This window comes from Pseudofrankia inefficax, assembly GCF_000166135.1.
Classification (GTDB): domain Bacteria; phylum Actinomycetota; class Actinomycetes; order Frankiales; family Frankiaceae; genus Pseudofrankia; species Pseudofrankia inefficax.
Window position 1 is genome coordinate 4,409,488 of the sequence record NC_014666.1, and the last position, 15,224, is coordinate 4,424,711.

Genomic DNA, 15,224 nt, shown 5'->3' on the forward strand with positions numbered 1-15,224 from the left:
CAACCAACCCACCTGATTGCCGGCGCCTTTTCGCGGGCCGGTTTCCCTCGCCAGTACAAAGGAGTTCTCATGTCCAGGAAGTTCCGGGGGGCGCCGGCCGCGGCGTTACTCGCGCTCGCCGTGCTGGCCGCCGCCTGCGGGAGCAGCGGGGGAGCGACGACCACGTCGGCCACGGCGAGCGCCCCGGCGGGCACCCCGATCAAGATCGCCGCGATCGGGGCGCTGTCCGGCGGCGTCAGCAGCAACCCGGAATACGCCTCCGGCGCGGACGCGGCCGTGAAGGCCATCAACGCGAGCGGCGGGATCAAGGGCCGCCCGCTGCAGCTGAAGCTCTGCGACAACCACCAGAACGGCTCCGACTCGGCCGCCTGCTACCGCGACATCCTCGCCGACAAGTCGATCGTCGCGATCGCCGGCGGGTCGGACAACTACCACGACGCGACAGCGGCCCAGATCGAGGCCGCCCAGATGCCGATCATCGGCCAGTTCCCGGTGTCGAAGTTCGACCTGACGAACCCGCTGTCGTTCAATGTCAACGGCGCCGTCGTCGTCGGCTTCAACGGGCTGGCCCAGCAGGTCGCGGCCAGCGGCGCCAAGAAGATCGGGCTGGTCACCCTCGACATCCCGACCGCCGACGTCATCCGCTCCACGGTCGACGGTGTGCTGTCCAAGGCCGGGGTGAAGGTCGTCAACGACGTGCGGATCGCCCCGACCACCGCCGACCTGAGCGCCCCGGCCCAGCAGGCGACGCAGGGGAGCCCGGACGCCGTCATCTGGCTGACCTTCTCCGCGCAGACCAGCGTCGCCGTGAAGGCACTGCGCTCGACCGGCTACCAGAAGGACATCGCGTTCGCCGGCAGCGCCTTCAGCCGCAAGGAGTTGGAGACGATGGGCTCGGGCGGCCCGCTGACGACCGGTCTGGTGTTCCCGCCGGCCTGGGACGTGTCGACGGCGTTCGGCAAGCAGTACAACGCGGACATGAAGGCCTATGAGCCGAACGGCAAGCTCGACGAGCTCGGCCTCGGCAGCTGGCTCGGCGTGAAGATCTTCGCCCAGCTCGCCGCGACCCTTCCGACGATCGACCGGGCGTCCGTCCTCGCCGGGCTCAAGCAGCTGTCGCAGGTCGACACGGGCGGGCTGACGCCCGCGGTGAGCTTCGCGGCCAAGAGCCCGCTGCCCTACGCCGCCGTCTACAACCCGGCCTACACGATCGTCGAGGTCAAGGGCGGCAAGGCGAGCTGGGACGGCGACCTGCACGAGTTCGGCACCGGCACGGTCCTCAAGCCCGCCGCCTGACATCGGCTCACCCACGCCCGGCCCGCTCCCAGGCGGCCGGGCGCGGGTGCGGGCCCGGTGACAGGCCGCCCGACACCGGCCACGCCGGACCCACGGACGCCGGTCGGCCTGCCGGTGGACAATGCGCGGTGTGCGCCGCGTCGACTACTACCACGTGCCCGCGGCTCCCGCGCCGAACTCGCTGGTGGTCGGTGGCTGCGCGGTCGTACCGGACCAGGACGGCCGGATCCTGCTGCAACGGCGGGCCGACAACGGCGAATGGGCGCTGCCCGGCGGCGGGATGGACCTCGGCGAGACGTTCGCCGGCTGCATCATCCGGGAGGTCCGCGAGGAGACCGGGTTCGACGTCGTCGTCGACCGGATCGTCGGGATCTACTCGGACCCGGAGCACGTCTTCGCGTACGAGAACGGCGAGGTCCGCCAGCAGTTCTCGATCTGCTGCGCCTGCACCCTCGTCGGCGGCTCGCTGGCGGTCAGCGACGAGTCGACCGCGGTGGCCTTCTTCACCCTCGACGAGATCGCGGGCCTCGGCATGCACCCGTCGCACCGCATCCGCATCCGCGACTACCTGGCGGACGAGGCACCGTTTCTCCGATAGTCGCCACGGCGGTCCGGCGCGCCCCGGCCACGGCTCGACCGGCCCGGCGGCGCGGCGCCGGCCCCGCGTGACCATCCGGAATCACCCGAGGTCTGGACAAATGGGCCGTTGGCGGCAAAGCTGTCGCTTGTTCGCGAGTCCCTTGGGGGGGACTGAGCGGAGGCACCAGTGTTCCTGACGTCCACGACATCCTCGCCATCCGCGCGCCGGAAAGGCCGGCTACGCCCGCAGCGGGCCTAGCCCATAGGTGCCAACGAGCACCGTTCCGTGAGACGCCGCGATAGGCCCGGCCCGCGACCTCCGTCGTGACTGCCGCGTAACAGGAAACCAATTCGCCCATTGTCGGGCGCCCCGACCGGCCTGCCGCGCCGGCGATGACGGCTGCGCGCGGGCCGCGCCCACGCAATGGGTATCCACGCATACGCGTGCTGAGAAGGGACATTTCTATGTCGTCCTCGGCGCAACGGCGCTCGTTGAGCGGCCGATCCGCCTGCGCATTCATGGCCACGGTGTACCGTGCGCGCACCAGTCAGGTCACCATCCCCGGGCGAGTCGTCGTCGCGCTGGCCGGGCTGTTGGCACTGGCCCTGGTCACGGCGGGCTGCCAACCCAACGGGATCCCGATCCAGTCCGGGCCCGGCGGCACGGTCCACCCCAGCGGAACGCCCGCCCCCAGCGGATCCTCGACCCCGACCAGCACCCCGAGTCCCACCCCGACCGGTACTCCCACTCCCAGCCCTCCGAGCACGAACTGCACGCTGATCGTGCCGGCGAACCCCCTGTCAGCCGCGGGCCTCTCGACGCCGTACCAGATGACGGCGACGGATCCGACCGCCGGGCCCTGCCACGAGGCGAACATCGCCCAGTCCGCCTTCGTCCAGGGCGCAATCCTCACCCCGGGCGGAAATCTGACGCTGTACGACCCGCTGGTGATCGACGCTGGCACCCAGCCCGCCGTGCCGCCGGCCATGGCCCAGGTGCCGCAGGGAGCCACGGTCGCCCTCTGGTTCGGATTCAACGGCGACAACCTGACGATCCGGTCCGCCGACGGGACGAACAGCCTCGCCCAGGGCAACTGCGTCAACGGCCTGAACGGATCCATTTTCGGACAGTTCGCGGACTGTAACGCCGCCGCCTTCTTCCAGTCCGCCAACGCCCTCATCCGTGCCGGCACGTTGCGGGTACCCGCGGTGGGGCAGGCGAAGGACGGCCTGCCATGCCCCACGGTCCGCGACTTCTCCGTCATCGACCAGGATCAAAGCGACAATGTGACGGCGCAGTACCTGGCGCTCCCCAACGGTCAGACCGCGCAGCGCAACGCCGCGGCCGTCGCCGCCATGGGAAACAACACGGTCGACCTCGCGAACGCGAGCGACAATCTGCTGCTGGACGTGTTCATCCTCCCGACGCTCGGTTGCGCACCCTGGACCCAGCCGAATGGCGCCAACGACGGCCAGGCAGAGTCGTCGCTCCCGTTGAACGAGTTGCAGGCCATGGTGTTCCAGGCCGCCCCGGTCGCACTGGTGCCGCTGAACAACCCGATGACGCTCGTCAACAACAACCAGAGCGCCGCGAAGACGAACCTCTACCGGGCGGGCGTCGACCAACCCCAGATCGGCGCTGGCGCGAGCGGCGACGGCGCCACCTACTGCACCAACCTGTTCAACGATCCGCGCGGCATCCGACGGGTCTTCGCCGGCCAGACGATCTTCGCGGCCGGCCCGTCGCCGGACCAGGCGACGGGGACCAACCTGTTCACCTTCCTCGCGGCGCGGGCGAACGAGTCCTTCGACAACCTCAGCTGCGCGTCCTACGGCCTGACCAATCCCATCACTCTGACCCTGGACGGGAACGGCGTCGTCACCGCGGCCACCATCGCGCCGGCCACCGGCGTCCCGGCCACGACACCTGCGCCCAGCACGGTGCCCGCGAGCCCAACGGCCACCCGTTCGCCCACCAGGCCGCCGACGACCAGGCCGGCCCCGCCGCGCAACGGGCGGCACCAGGTCGGCATGCGGGGCAGGTTCCGCAACTGGTAGCGCGCCGGGCGGTGAACGGTGGACGCCCCGGCCTTCGTCCGGCTCGACTGAGGAGAGGAATTCCCATGATCCGTGTGCCCGGAAAACGGGGGACCACTCGGTGCGCGGCCGAGATCCCACCGCCTCGATGTGCGGGAACACCTGACCCATCGCTCGCCGTGCACCTGGCCGAGAAGGAGCGTTCCGCCGGCCGGCGGCCCTGGAGGACGCTCGTCCTGCTCGTACCGGCGACCGCCGCCGCCCTCTCGGCCTGTCAACGACCCACGGACGCGGCGGCCGACAATCCGGCGCCGCGGCCGACGACGACAGTCACGTCCCCCTCGGCGACAGCGTTCTCCGTTGCGAGCGGCGTCGCGTCCGATCCCGCGCGGACGACCGGAATGCCGGCGGCCGCCGGCCCGCTCCTGGCCGGCGGCGACCTGCGCGCGGCGCCCTCGCCAGCTCCGGCAAGGACACCGTCCTCGACGCCGGTGACGATGCCGGTGACGATGCCGGACCCGGCGCCGGCCAGGACCACGGCGCCGGCCGTGACCTCACACCCGCCCGCGCCTGCCCCCCCGCGCACGACGCCGCCCGCGCAGGTCCCGGGCACGACGCCGTCCGGCATCCCGTTCACCGTGGCACCGCACCAGAAGTGGTGACCAGCGCTGTGACCGCGAAGGTCGGTCCGGCGGAGTGATCGCCGTTGTCGCCCTCAGATGGTTCGTGAATCGGGTCTTCTCGCGACCATTCGAGGGCGACAACGGCGATCAGGTTGAGGGTTCGGAGCGGGCAGACGTTGTCGGAGGCGGCACCGGAGGCGCTCCGCGGCGAGGGTGACGGAGAAGCCGTCATTCTCGCTGGTATACCCGCAGCCAGTCGATGTCCATGCTCGCTGGGAACGGGGTACTGGCATCCGGGCCGCCCTTCAAGGGCGGCCAGGTTCCGCCGACGCTCAGATTCGCGATGATGAAGAAGGGGACGTCCTTGAGCGCGCCAGGATCGGTGACGGTCGCGCCCATCTTCTTACCGTCGAGATACCAGGTCAGGCCGGTCGCCTGCCAGTCGAGCCCGAACGTGTGCCAGGTGGCGGAGGCGTCGGCGATGGTGGCCTTCTGCGGCGAGCACGGGTGGCCGCACGCGCCACCATCGCCGCCCCAGTGCGCGGTGAAGTGATATTCCGTCGGGCTGTTGCCGGGGATTTCGAAAACGTCGAACTCGCCGCTGTCCGGCCACCCTCCGCCGCCGACGTTGCTCGCTGGTAGCTCCCACATCGAGGGCCAGAAGCCGTCACCTCGCGGTATACGGACCCGTCCTTCGTAGTACCCGTACGTGTAGGTGAAGCCGCGGTAGCCGGCTGGCGCCGGCCCAAAGGAGGCCGGCCACGGTCCGGTGCTCACCATGCCCGAAGAGATCTGCCCGTTGGCGTCCTTGGTGGTGACGAGGTGGAGCTGGCCGCCGGAGACGTCGACGTTGGCGTTGTCGGTGGTCGCCGTGTTGAAGATCTGCAGCTCGTTGTTCCAGGGCAGGCAGTACGAGCGAAAGCTCGGATTGCACAGCTGCCACTTCGTCCGGTCGAGCGACGTACCGGAGAACTCGTCGTCGAAGGCGAGCTTCCAACGCTCGCCGGCTCCGGGCTGAGGTCCGTCCGGGGCGGCCGGAGCCGTGACCTGGAGGCCTGGAGTCGTGGCGTCGCCCGGAGCCGGTGTGGCCGACTCCGTCGTGGCCGTGTCCGGCGAGGTCGCCGGAGTGCTCGGCAGCGGGACCGCCGGGGCCGCGAAATCGACCGAGACGGATGACGACACGTCGCCCGCTCTGACGCTGATCACCAGCGGCCCCGAATACCCCGCCGGCAGCCGGAAACCCAGCCGCAGTCGGCCGTCGGCGTCGACCCTGAGATGGGCCTCGCCCCCGAAGGGACCCGCCGTCGCGCTTATGTCCGCCACCGAGCCTGGTGGAAAGCTCCGTGCCTGAACGACCAGTACATTCGAGTCAAACGCCGTCGCGAGGACCGAGGGTCCGCTCGTGCTCGGCGTCGCGCTTCCGGGGGAAGCGACTTCCCCGGCCACCGATGTCGCCTCGACAGCGGACGCGCTGGCGGCAATGGCCAACAGGATGAAGCCGGCGGCGACGGTCAGCCGCCGCACCGGCCGCCGGTGCCGAACCATTCCAGAACAATAAAAGGGCGACCCGGCGATTTACGCGAAAAATAATACTTTGTCCGCTTGTTGTCGCGGTGTCGTCGGTGGCCGCGCCCGATGGTGGCGTCCAGAGGCAGGCCCGCCGGGAACGAGCCGGTTCGCTAGTTCCACAGGGTGGCGTGCGCGGTGCCGTCCGAGGCCGCGCACTGGCCGACGACCCGACCGAGGTCGTTGATGGCCCGCGCCGCGCAGCGGGCGCCGCCCACGAGCAGCCCGAGTCTGGTCGGCGAGCTGCCCGCCCAGCGGACGGCGTAGGGCGTCCCGTCGGGTGTGCGGCTCTCGCCGGCGATGGTGCCGACGGCGTTGATGGCTACGGGGTCGCTGCTCCCACCGAGCGAGCCGAGGGGCGTCGCGTGCCCGTGCCACCACCGGAAGGCATGGGTCGTGGCGTTCACACCCGCTGGATAGGCGAAGGCAGCGATCTGGCCGGCGTCGTTGATGGCGACCGCCTCGCTCCCGGCCATCCCCAGGGTGCCGAGGTCGATGACGCGACCCGCGCGCCACAGCGCCGCGTGGTAGGCGCCGCTCGGCGTGGCGGAGTAGCCGACGATGTCACCGCTCGCGTTGATCGCCGTCGGATTGGCATCAGCGCCGCCGAGGGTGGGCAGGGCGCTCCAGTGCCCGGTCGCGTTTCCGCTCCGATTCCATTCGGCGCCGTGGATCACTCCGTCGGCCGTGGACGCCTGGCCGATGACCTGGCCCCGAAGATTGACGGCGGTCGCCGTGCTGAAGGATCCACCGAGGGTGCCGAGATCGATGGTCTGGCCGGCGTGCCAGAGCTGGGCGTGCGGTGAGCCCCCATTGACGTACCGGCTGCCGACGACATCACCGACCGCGTTCTGGTCGGTCACCGTGAAACCAAGCGGCAGGAGCTTGCCGTTCTTGAGAACGAATCCGGTGGAATCGATCCAGCTGGTGTTTCCCGCGATCTGGCCGGCAAAGTTGATCTCAGTCGGGATGTTGCCGCTGGCCGGTAGCCGGGTGCGCTGGCCGTGCGACCAGAGAATACCGTTCCCGGCGAAGGGCCCGGGCGGCGTGGAGTAGCCGACGACAGCGCCCAGATCGTTGATCGCGGCGGCCGTCGTGGGAACACCGTCAAGCTGGCCCAGATCGACCGGCGGCACGACCCGCCCCTGCTCGGCGAACGCCGGGGTACCGGCGGCCAGGAGCAGCGCGGCCAACGTCGGGCCGAGAACCATCCCACGGCGAAACCGCATCCGCCACTCCTTGGACACTGTTGTCAACAACTGTGTTCCGTGGTCCGCGGGGTGACCCTAACGCCCATCCGGAAACATGAACAGGTCTCAATCTTCCGCGAGCTCTGCCGTGGTGGATGGATGATCGGCGGCATCGACACAAAACCGCAGGTCAGATTTCTGAAACTCAACCGCTGCCAGAAAAGGCCAGCCACGCGCGGGTGGCCGACCGCGGTTCGTCTCCGCTGCTTCGCGGGCGTTCAGAGCGCGTAGGTGCGCAGCAGGGCCAGGGCGAGGGCGGCGTCGGTGCCGCGGGTGGTCAGGCCCGCCGCGGCGGGGGCGAGGCGCCGGGCGGCGACCCGGCAGAAGGCGCCGGCCGGCCCGCTGATCACCGAGCTGGCGTCGGGCGGTCCGTACGCCCAGAGGGTGACACCGTCCGGTGCGGTGAGTTCGCACCGGACCGGGGGAGCCTGCTCGCCGGCGGTCGCGAACGCATAGGGCAGCGTGCGGTGGGCGAGCCAGGCGACATGGCGAAGCCGGTCGGTGTCCGGGAACGGGATCGCGAGTGGCTCGGTGATGTCGAGCGCGTGGGCCCAGTGCTCGCTGAGCCTCGTCGTGGCGAGGACCGCCGGTCGCAGCGGGGCCGCGACCCAGGTCAGTGGCGTGTCCGGGTCGGCCTGGCGCAGGGCCGCCACGGAGGCGGTCCTGGCCGCGCGCCACCGCGCGTAGACGAGGCCGGGCTCGGCCCGCTCGCGGCGCACCCAGGCGTCCATCGCCGCGTCCACCGGGTCGTCGTCGGCCGTCGCGCCGACGGGTGGGCGGGTGCCGGCCGGGCCGGCGGCGATGGTCTCGGCGACCGACTCCTCGGTCTGCGCCAGATGGAGGACCACGTCGGCGACGCTCCAGCCGGCCGCGGCCGAGGGCGCCGTCCAGGCTGCCTGGTCAAGGCCGGCGAGGACCTGGTCAAGGCTGTCCAGCTCGGCTTCCAGATCGTCAAAGATCCCCATGGCGGAAGCGTAGGTCCTGACAGGGGCGGGGCGACGGATCGTCACCGGGCGGACAGCGCCGGGCTGAGGCGCCAGCAGCCCGGCCGCGCCGGGCACAGTCCTGGTCACGCGAACTGGCTGAAACCCTCAGCGACCCTCAGCGCTCGGCGACGCGGCTCTCGGTGTCGGCGCCGGACAGCAGGACGGCGGCGATGCCACGCGCCCGCCGGGCCGCGTCCGCGCAACCCTCGCGCACCGAGGTGACGATGGCACCGTCCATCAGCAGGATGAACTGGTCGGCGAGCGCGGCGTGACCGAGGTAGCCGGCGTCCTGGAGCAGCCTGTCGACGTACTCGACGACCTTGCGTTTGTGGTCGGCGGCGACGAGGTGGGCCGCGCTGGCGGGGTCGGCCGCCTCGACCATCGTGTTGATGAACGCGCAGCCGCGGAAGTCCTGACGGGCGAACCTGTCGGCCAGGGCGTCGAACACCGCCAGCGGCCGCTGCCGCGCGGGGAGGTCCGGAAGCTCGCCAAGCCGCGCCTCGACCGCCTCGCTCAGCCATTCCCGCCACCGGTCGTCGCGGCCCCGCAGGACCTCGACGACGAGGTCCTCCTTGGTGGCGAAGTGGCGGTAGAACGAGGCCCTGCCGACCCCGGACTCGGCGAGGATCCGGTCGAGGCCGGTGGCCTGCACGCCGTGGGCGTAGAAGAGCTCCTCGGAGGTCTCCAGCAGCCGCTGCCGTGCCCGGGTAGCCATGCCGTGATGGTACCGATCCGTACCGACTTCGGGCCAGATCGTTCACCGGGATGGTACCGTTCGATACCGTCTTAGCCGATTCGGTACCGAACGGTGCCGTCCTGGGAGGTTCGCAGTGCCGCGGATACCGCTCATCACCGCCGACCAGTCCACAGCCGAACAGCGCGACCTGCTCGAGCAGACCCGGCGGCAGCTGGGGCGCGTGCCGAACCTCTACGCCGCGTTGGCGGCCGGTCCGGCCGCGCTGCGGGGATACCTCGCCCTGCGCGACGCGCTGGCGGCGGGTGCGCTGGACGCTCGGCTGCGCGAACAGCTGGCGCTGCTCGTCGCGCACGAGAACGGGTGCGAGTACTGCCTCGCCGCGCACACCCTGCGCGGCCGCCGGATGGGGATGAGTGACGAGGAACTGGCCGGGGTGAGACAGGCCTGCGCCGCCGAGGCGCACCCCCACGCCGTGCTGCGGGTCGCCCGCCAGGTGATCCGGTCGGGTGGCCGGCTCACCGACGACCAGCTCGCCGAGGCGCGCGAGAACGGGATGACCGACGGCGAACTCGCCGAGACCGTCGCGCACGTCGCGCTCAACATCCTGTCCAACTACTACAACCACCTGGCGCGACCCGACCTCGACTTCCCCTCGGCCCCCGCGGTGCCGGACGCCGACGACCGGCCAGCCGACGCGCCCGAGCGGTCGGCTCGACATCAGCGGAACGGCTCCCTGAACTGGCGGGAGGGTGCGACCGTCGCCCTGGCCGACGGCTATCACCTCACCGACGGAACCGGCGAGGCCGTGTCCCGCCTGAGCGATGTGAGGGTCGCCTTCGAGGGCGGCTTCGCGCACGTCGCGGTTCCAGGCGTCGACGCGGTGCAGGTCGTGTCGGCCCCAGCCGTCCAGGTGGTCGTCCTTCGGGCCTGAAGCGTCCCGCGCCGCGGCTACCGGCACGCGGCCCGTCGTGCCTGGTCCAGCGGGCCGGTGGCCAGGGGGCCCAGCGCTCGCCGCGGGTTTCGTAGAGTTGGGATCAGCGTCCGTACGGAGGGTCCTGAGTGCTGTGACTCGCTGGTTCAACACGGCGGGGCCGCGCGTGCCGAGCAAGCACCACGGCCAGGCGTGGATCCGGCGCGAGGCGCTCATCGACGACGCGCCCGACGAGGACCCGTGCGGCTGAACGTCCTCGGGCCCATGGAGCTCGTCGTGGCCGGGCAGGCCGTACCGGTCGGACCGCCGAAGCAGCGAGCCCTGCTGGCCCTCCTCGCGATGCACGCCGACCGCGTGCTCCCCGCGGACCTCCTGGCCGACCGGCTGTGGTCCGGCAACCCACCGGCCAGCGCCCAGGGCGGCCTGCAGGTCCACGTCTCCAACCTGCGGCGCCGGCTGGAGCCCGACCGGCGGCCCGGCGCGGCCCCGACCGTCCTGGTCAGCGCCGCCGACGGGTACGGCCTGATGACCGGCGGCCTCGACCTGGATACCAGGGACTTCGAGAGGCTCAGGTCGGCCGGGTCCGGCCATCTGGCCGAGGGCCGGCACCAGGACGCGGCGGACGCCCTCGCCGAGGCGCTCGACCTGTGGCGGGGCGACCCGTACGCGGACGTGCGGTCCGAGGGGTGGGCACAGCCGGAGATCGGCCGGCTGGAACAGGTGCGGCTCGACGCGGTGGAGGGGCTGGCCACGGCCCTGCTGGAGCTCGGCCGCCACACGGACGTGCTCGCGCGGCTGGACTCGTTCGTCCGCGAGCATCCCCTGCGGGAGCGGGCCTGGGAACTGCTGGCGCTGGCCCACTACCGGGCGGGCCGGCAGGCGGCGGCCCTCGACTGCCTGCGACGGGCGCGGGAGGTGCTCGCCGACGAGCTGGGCATCGACCCCGGGCCGCGGCTGCGCGACCTCGAAGGCGCGGTGCTGCGCCAGGACGCCGCGCTGCTCCCGGCGGAGCGGCCCGCCACGGCGTCACGCCCGCGGCGGCCCCCGACACCGACACCGAACCAGACGACGGCGCGCGGGGCCGCCCGGCCAGCGGCGGACCAGCCGGTCTTCGTCGGCCGCGCGAGCGCGCTGGAGGTCCTGCGCGAGGCGGCGAAGACAGCGTCCGCCGTAGGGCAGGTCGTGCTGGTGGACGGCGAGCCGGGCGTCGGCAAGACCAGCCTGCTCAGGCGGTTCCGCGCGACCGCCGACGTGCCGGTCGGCTGGGGGTCGAGTCCCGACCACGAGACCGCGCCCGCCCTGTGGCCCTGGGAACGGGTCCTGCGCGACCTCGCCGCCACGACCCCGCGGGACACCCTGCCCGACGAGGTGGACAGGTTCCTGACGGGTGGGCTGGAGGCGATCCCGTCGTCCGACGCGCAGGGGGCGCGGCTGCGGTTCTTCGAGGCGGTCGGCGCGTTCCTGGCCGCCGCCGGCCCGGTGGTCGTCGTGCTCGAGGACATCCACGCGGCGGACGACGCGACGCTGCGGCTCCTGGTCCACGTGGCGTCCACCGCCCGGCCCGGCCTGCTGCTGGTGGCGACGTTCCGGCGGCACGAGGCGTCGGCGCTCACCGGCACGCTGTCGGCGCTCTCGCGGCTCGGCGCGCGCAGGCTCGGCCTCGACGGGCTCCCGGCCGAGGAGGTCCGGGTGCTCGTCCGGGAGCTGTCCGGCCGCGACCCGGGCAGCGGCAGGGCCGAGGAGCTGCGCCGGCGCACCGCCGGGAACCCGTTCTTCCTCACGGAGCTCGCCCGGGCGGGGGACGAGCTGCCACAGGGCGTGCTGGACGTCGTGCTGCACCGGGTGGCGGCCCTGGGGGAGGAGACAGCCCGCGTGCTGGAGCTCGCCGCCGTGATGGGCGACGAGTTCGAGGCGGCCGTCCTGGCCCAGATCGCCGGCACCACGGTCGGCGACCTGCTGCGGCCGCTCGACGCGACCCTCGGCGCGGGCCTGGTCCGGGAATCGTCGTACCGCCTGGGCGGGTACGAGTTCGCGCACGCCCTGGTGACGGACGCGTTGCTGTCACGCCGGTCGCGGCTGTGGCGGGCGCGCGTCCACGAGCAGGTCGCGGGCGTCCTCACCCGCGTCCACGGGGACCGGGACGACCGCGCCGCGGTGATCGCGCGGCACTGGCTGGCGGCGGCGGAGCTGGGCGCCCAGCCCGCCCGGATGGCGATGGGCTCCTGCGCCCGCGCCGCGCGGGCGGCCCTGCGGCGGCACGCGCCCGACGACGCGGCCGGGTCGTGGCAGGAGGCGCTGGCGGCGGCCGAGCTGGCGGGAGCCGGCGCGGCCGAGCGGTTCGAGCTCGCCGTCGGGCTGGCCGACAGCCGCTACGCCGCCGGGCGGTTCGACGAGGGCTACGAGGCCGTCGAGCAGGCGCTCGCCCTGGCCGGCACCGACCCGGAGCTGGCCGTGCGGGCCGCCGACATCGCGATGGGCCACGGCGTCTGGGTGCCCTTCCGGTACGGCCTGGACGTGGCCGCGGTGCGGGACGCGATGGACCGGGCCGCGCGGGAGCTGCCGCCGGCCACGCCGGCCTGGGCGACGGCCCAGGCCGTCCGGGCCGTCGTGCTCGCCCAGACCGGTCGCGAGGACGAGGTCGACCCGGTCTCGTCGCTGGCCGTGGCGGCGGCCGAGCGCCTGGGCGACCCCGCCGTGGCGCGGCGCGTGCTGCACCTGCGGCTGCTGGCCCTGCAGGGCCAGGACTTCATCGAGCAGCGCGCGGAGACCGCGCGCCGGCTGCTGGCCGAGCCGGGCCTGTCGTCCCAGCTCAGGGTGATCGCCCAGCACTACCTGCTCGATCATCTCGTCGAGCGCGGCGAGGTGGCGGCGGCCCGCGCGCTGCTGGCGGAGATCGACGCGCTGCTACGGGACCTGCACAATCCCACGCTGGCCATGCAGTCGGCGGTGGCGCACGCAGGGCTCGACCTGTTCCAGGGCGTGCCCGACCCGGCCCGCCACTTCGAGCCCGTCAGGGCGACCCTGTCGTTCGCCGATCTCGCCTACTACGAGGCGAGCCTGCTCGCCGTACGCGCCGAGACGCTCCTGCAGGCGGACCGCCTCGGCGCGCAGGTGGCGTGGCTGGAGGAGATGCACCGGCACACGGGAATGGCGGGGTTCGGCTACGCCCTGGCCTACGCGCTGGCGGACCTGGGCGAGCGGGAGCGCGCGCGGCGGCTCCTGGTGGAGACCCCCCTGCCTCCGCGTGACTACCACTGGGCGATGGCGGCCATGTGCCGGCTGCACGCGGCGATCCGGCTCGGCGAGCTGGACGTCGTGCGGGAGGTCCACGACGCGTTGCGGCCCTTCGCCGGACTGCTGCACGTGAACGGCACGTGCAGCACCGTCGACGGGGCGTACGACGGCCATCTGGGGGAGGCCCTGCTGGCGCTCGGCGATCACGAGCGGGCGCGCGCCCACCTGGAGGCGGCCGTACGCCTGCTGGAGCAGGCGGGCGCGGGCTACTGGCTGGCAAGGGCCCGACAAGCGCTCGGCAAGTGCACGTAAAGGCAGGTCACGCACCCTGTTTCCGACACGTGAGGAAACAGACTGATGATCATGCCAGAACACCTGACCGGATTCCTGCTTTTGCACGCCGGTTTCCGCGCCGAGTTCGGCCGCCTGGCCGCGGCGTGCGCCAACCCGCGTGACGACGCGCACGAGGAACTGCTGGAGGAGCAGCTCGCGCTCGTGCTGGACCTGCTGCACGCCCACCACGCGCACGAGGACGCCGGCCTGTGGCCCACGCTCGTCGGCCGCGCCCCTCAGGCGGCGGATCGGCTGGCCGAGCTGGAGTCCGAGCATTCCGGGCTGGACCCGCTCCTTGCGGCCGCCTCCGACCGCGGGGTGCCCCTGGCCGAGCGCGCGCCCACCCTGCGGCGGCTGCACGAGCTCGTCAACGAGCACCTCGACCACGAGGAGCTGGCCGCCGTTCCGCTCATGCTCCGTTGCCTCACCCTCGACGACGTCGAGGCCGACCGGCGCCAGGCGATGGACGACTTCGGCCGCCGCCGGGCCCCGGTCATCTTCGGCTGGCTCGCCTCCAGCGCGGACGCCGAGCTGCTGTCGAGGTCGTACGCCGACCTGCCCGCCGTGGCCAGGCTCCTGTTCCGCCTGTTCTGGTGGCCGGCCTACCGGCGGCGCTTCACCCGCCTGTACGGCGCCACTCTTCCCGCGAACGCTCTCCTGGAGTCGTGATGACCGCATCCGCCCTGACCACCTGGCCGCCCGAGGTTGCCGGCATCGTCGGCCGCGCGCTGGTCTGCGAGTACGCCTCGCTCACCCGCGACGGCCGGCCCGTCACCTGGCCCGTCACGCCCTACGTCGGCGCGGCCGGCACCCTCGACGTGAGCACCGGGCTCACCTACCCCGACAAGGCCGAGCGCGCCCGGCGCGACCCGCGCGTCGCGCTGCTCTGCTCCGACGCCGGCAACACCGCGCTGGATGATGGTCGTCCCCGGGCACCCGTCGTCCTCGTGCAGGGCCGGGCGACCGTACGCGACGCGGATCTGCAGGCCAACACCGACCGGTACGTCCGCGAGTCGCTGGCCAAGACCGGCGCCGGGTTCGCCCGGATGCCGTGGTTCCTGGTGAGGCGGCTGGGCTGGTACTTCGCCCGTGTCTGGGTGGAGGTGACCCCCGAGAGGATCCTCTGGTGGCCCGAGGGCGACCTGTCCAGGACGCCCGAGGTCTGGACGGCCCCCGGGGACGTCGTGGTCCCGGCCTCCGACCCCGCCCCCACGAGCCCCCGGCTGCCGAGCAGATCGGCCCCGCCAACCGACTGGCGGCCCTTCGCCGACCGGGCCGCGCGGCTGGGCGAGCCCGTCGTCACCCTGGTCGCCGACGGCCTGCCGCTGGTGGTGCCCACCCGCTCGGCCGTACGTACCGAGGCCGGCTTCGACCTGCGGCTGCCGGTGGGCGTCCAGGCGGCCGGCGGGCCGGTGTGCCTGACCTTCCACCGGCACGGCTCGGCCATGGAGTGGCAGGAGAACGTCGTGCTCGTCGGGACGGCGACCGCGGAGCGAGACCGGCTCAGCGTGCGGGTAGAGCGGGCCCTGAACGACTGGAGCCTCCCCGAGAACCGCCGTGAGCGGAACCGTTCCTTCCTCGGCCAGGGCAAGCTGCTCAGGAAGCGCCTGGCGGCCGAGGCCGCCCGCCGCGGCCAGCCCGTCCCCCGCGTCCGCCGCCCCCAGGCCTGACACCCGGGCTCGGCGCCGCGAC

Annotated in this window: 12 protein-coding genes; 7 read left to right on the top strand and 5 right to left on the bottom strand. The window is 72.7% G+C overall.

Features of this window, described 5'->3' with window-relative positions:
* Positions 1-69: 69 nt before the first annotated feature.
* From FRAEUI1C_RS17825 to FRAEUI1C_RS17835, 3 genes are all read left to right on the top strand, one after another.
* Positions 70-1,296: an ABC transporter substrate-binding protein gene (locus FRAEUI1C_RS17825; protein ID WP_013424717.1), complete on the top strand. Its 1,227-nt coding sequence runs from the start codon at positions 70-72 to the stop codon at positions 1,294-1,296.
* A gap of 121 nt (positions 1,297-1,417) precedes the next feature.
* Positions 1,418-1,894 (top strand): NUDIX domain-containing protein, encoded by a 477-nt coding sequence (locus tag FRAEUI1C_RS17830; protein WP_013424718.1) that lies wholly within the window; start codon positions 1,418-1,420, stop codon positions 1,892-1,894.
* Between the two features lie 500 nt (positions 1,895-2,394).
* Positions 2,395-3,933, top strand: a complete 1,539-nt coding sequence (locus tag FRAEUI1C_RS17835; RefSeq protein WP_198318594.1) for a hypothetical protein — start codon at positions 2,395-2,397, stop codon at positions 3,931-3,933.
* 253 nt (positions 3,934-4,186) lie between these two features.
* Here the strand turns inward: FRAEUI1C_RS17835 and FRAEUI1C_RS17840 are convergent, their stop codons facing one another.
* The 5 genes from FRAEUI1C_RS17840 to FRAEUI1C_RS17865 form a co-directional block, all read right to left on the bottom strand.
* Entirely contained in the window at positions 4,187-4,540 is a 354-nt protein-coding gene (locus FRAEUI1C_RS17840) for a hypothetical protein (protein ID WP_041259455.1), read from the bottom strand.
* Between the two features lie 223 nt (positions 4,541-4,763).
* A complete protein-coding gene (locus FRAEUI1C_RS17845; RefSeq protein ID WP_013424721.1) occupies positions 4,764-5,858 on the bottom strand; it encodes a glycoside hydrolase family 16 protein in 1,095 nt (364 codons plus the stop codon).
* A 356-nt stretch (positions 5,859-6,214) separates the two neighbouring features.
* Positions 6,215-7,330: a hypothetical protein gene (locus FRAEUI1C_RS36420; RefSeq protein ID WP_013424722.1), complete on the bottom strand. Its 1,116-nt coding sequence runs from the start codon at positions 7,328-7,330 to the stop codon at positions 6,215-6,217.
* A 239-nt stretch (positions 7,331-7,569) separates the two neighbouring features.
* Complete coding sequence (locus FRAEUI1C_RS17860; RefSeq protein ID WP_013424723.1) at positions 7,570-8,316, bottom strand: maleylpyruvate isomerase family mycothiol-dependent enzyme; 747 nt, start codon at positions 8,314-8,316, stop codon at positions 7,570-7,572.
* Positions 8,317-8,452: 136 nt separating this feature from the next.
* On the bottom strand, positions 8,453-9,052 hold the full coding sequence (locus tag FRAEUI1C_RS17865; RefSeq protein WP_013424724.1) for a TetR/AcrR family transcriptional regulator: 600 nt from the start codon (positions 9,050-9,052) through the stop codon (positions 8,453-8,455).
* 115 nt (positions 9,053-9,167) lie between these two features.
* On the opposite strand from FRAEUI1C_RS17865, the gene FRAEUI1C_RS17870 reads away from it, so the two are divergent.
* The 4 genes from FRAEUI1C_RS17870 to FRAEUI1C_RS17885 all read left to right on the top strand — a co-directional run bounded on the left by FRAEUI1C_RS17870 (position 9,168) and on the right by FRAEUI1C_RS17885 (position 15,202).
* Entirely contained in the window at positions 9,168-9,965 is a 798-nt protein-coding gene (locus FRAEUI1C_RS17870) for a carboxymuconolactone decarboxylase family protein (RefSeq protein ID WP_013424725.1), read from the top strand.
* A gap of 240 nt (positions 9,966-10,205) precedes the next feature.
* Positions 10,206-13,511, top strand: a complete 3,306-nt coding sequence (locus tag FRAEUI1C_RS17875) for an ATP-binding protein (protein ID WP_013424727.1) — start codon at positions 10,206-10,208, stop codon at positions 13,509-13,511.
* Between the two features lie 45 nt (positions 13,512-13,556).
* Positions 13,557-14,201: a hemerythrin domain-containing protein gene (locus tag FRAEUI1C_RS17880; protein WP_013424728.1), complete on the top strand. Its 645-nt coding sequence runs from the start codon at positions 13,557-13,559 to the stop codon at positions 14,199-14,201.
* Positions 14,201-15,202 (top strand): pyridoxamine 5'-phosphate oxidase family protein, encoded by a 1,002-nt coding sequence (locus FRAEUI1C_RS17885; protein ID WP_013424729.1) that lies wholly within the window; start codon positions 14,201-14,203, stop codon positions 15,200-15,202. The genes FRAEUI1C_RS17880 and FRAEUI1C_RS17885 overlap by 1 nt, the downstream gene beginning before the upstream one ends.
* Positions 15,203-15,224 lie beyond the last annotated feature (22 nt).

Bases quoted from the DNA above. Each gene is read 5' to 3' on its own strand.
- FRAEUI1C_RS17825 (WP_013424717.1), top strand. From the start codon at position 70: ATGTCCAGGAAGTTCCGGGGGGCGCCGGCCGCGGCGTTACTCGCGCTC.
- FRAEUI1C_RS17830 (WP_013424718.1), top strand. From the start codon at position 1,418: ATGCGCGGTGTGCGCCGCGTCGACTACTACCACGTGCCCGCGGCTCCC.
- FRAEUI1C_RS17835 (WP_198318594.1), top strand. From the start codon at position 2,395: ATGGCCACGGTGTACCGTGCGCGCACCAGTCAGGTCACCATCCCCGGG.
- FRAEUI1C_RS17840 (WP_041259455.1), bottom strand. From the start codon at position 4,540: ATGCCGGACGGCGTCGTGCCCGGGACCTGCGCGGGCGGCGTCGTGCGC.
- FRAEUI1C_RS36420 (WP_013424722.1), bottom strand. From the start codon at position 7,330: ATGCGGTTTCGCCGTGGGATGGTTCTCGGCCCGACGTTGGCCGCGCTG.
- FRAEUI1C_RS17860 (WP_013424723.1), bottom strand. From the start codon at position 8,316: ATGGGGATCTTTGACGATCTGGAAGCCGAGCTGGACAGCCTTGACCAG.
- FRAEUI1C_RS17865 (WP_013424724.1), bottom strand. From the start codon at position 9,052: ATGGCTACCCGGGCACGGCAGCGGCTGCTGGAGACCTCCGAGGAGCTC.
- FRAEUI1C_RS17880 (WP_013424728.1), top strand. From the start codon at position 13,557: ATGATCATGCCAGAACACCTGACCGGATTCCTGCTTTTGCACGCCGGT.
- FRAEUI1C_RS17885 (WP_013424729.1), top strand. From the start codon at position 14,201: ATGACCGCATCCGCCCTGACCACCTGGCCGCCCGAGGTTGCCGGCATC.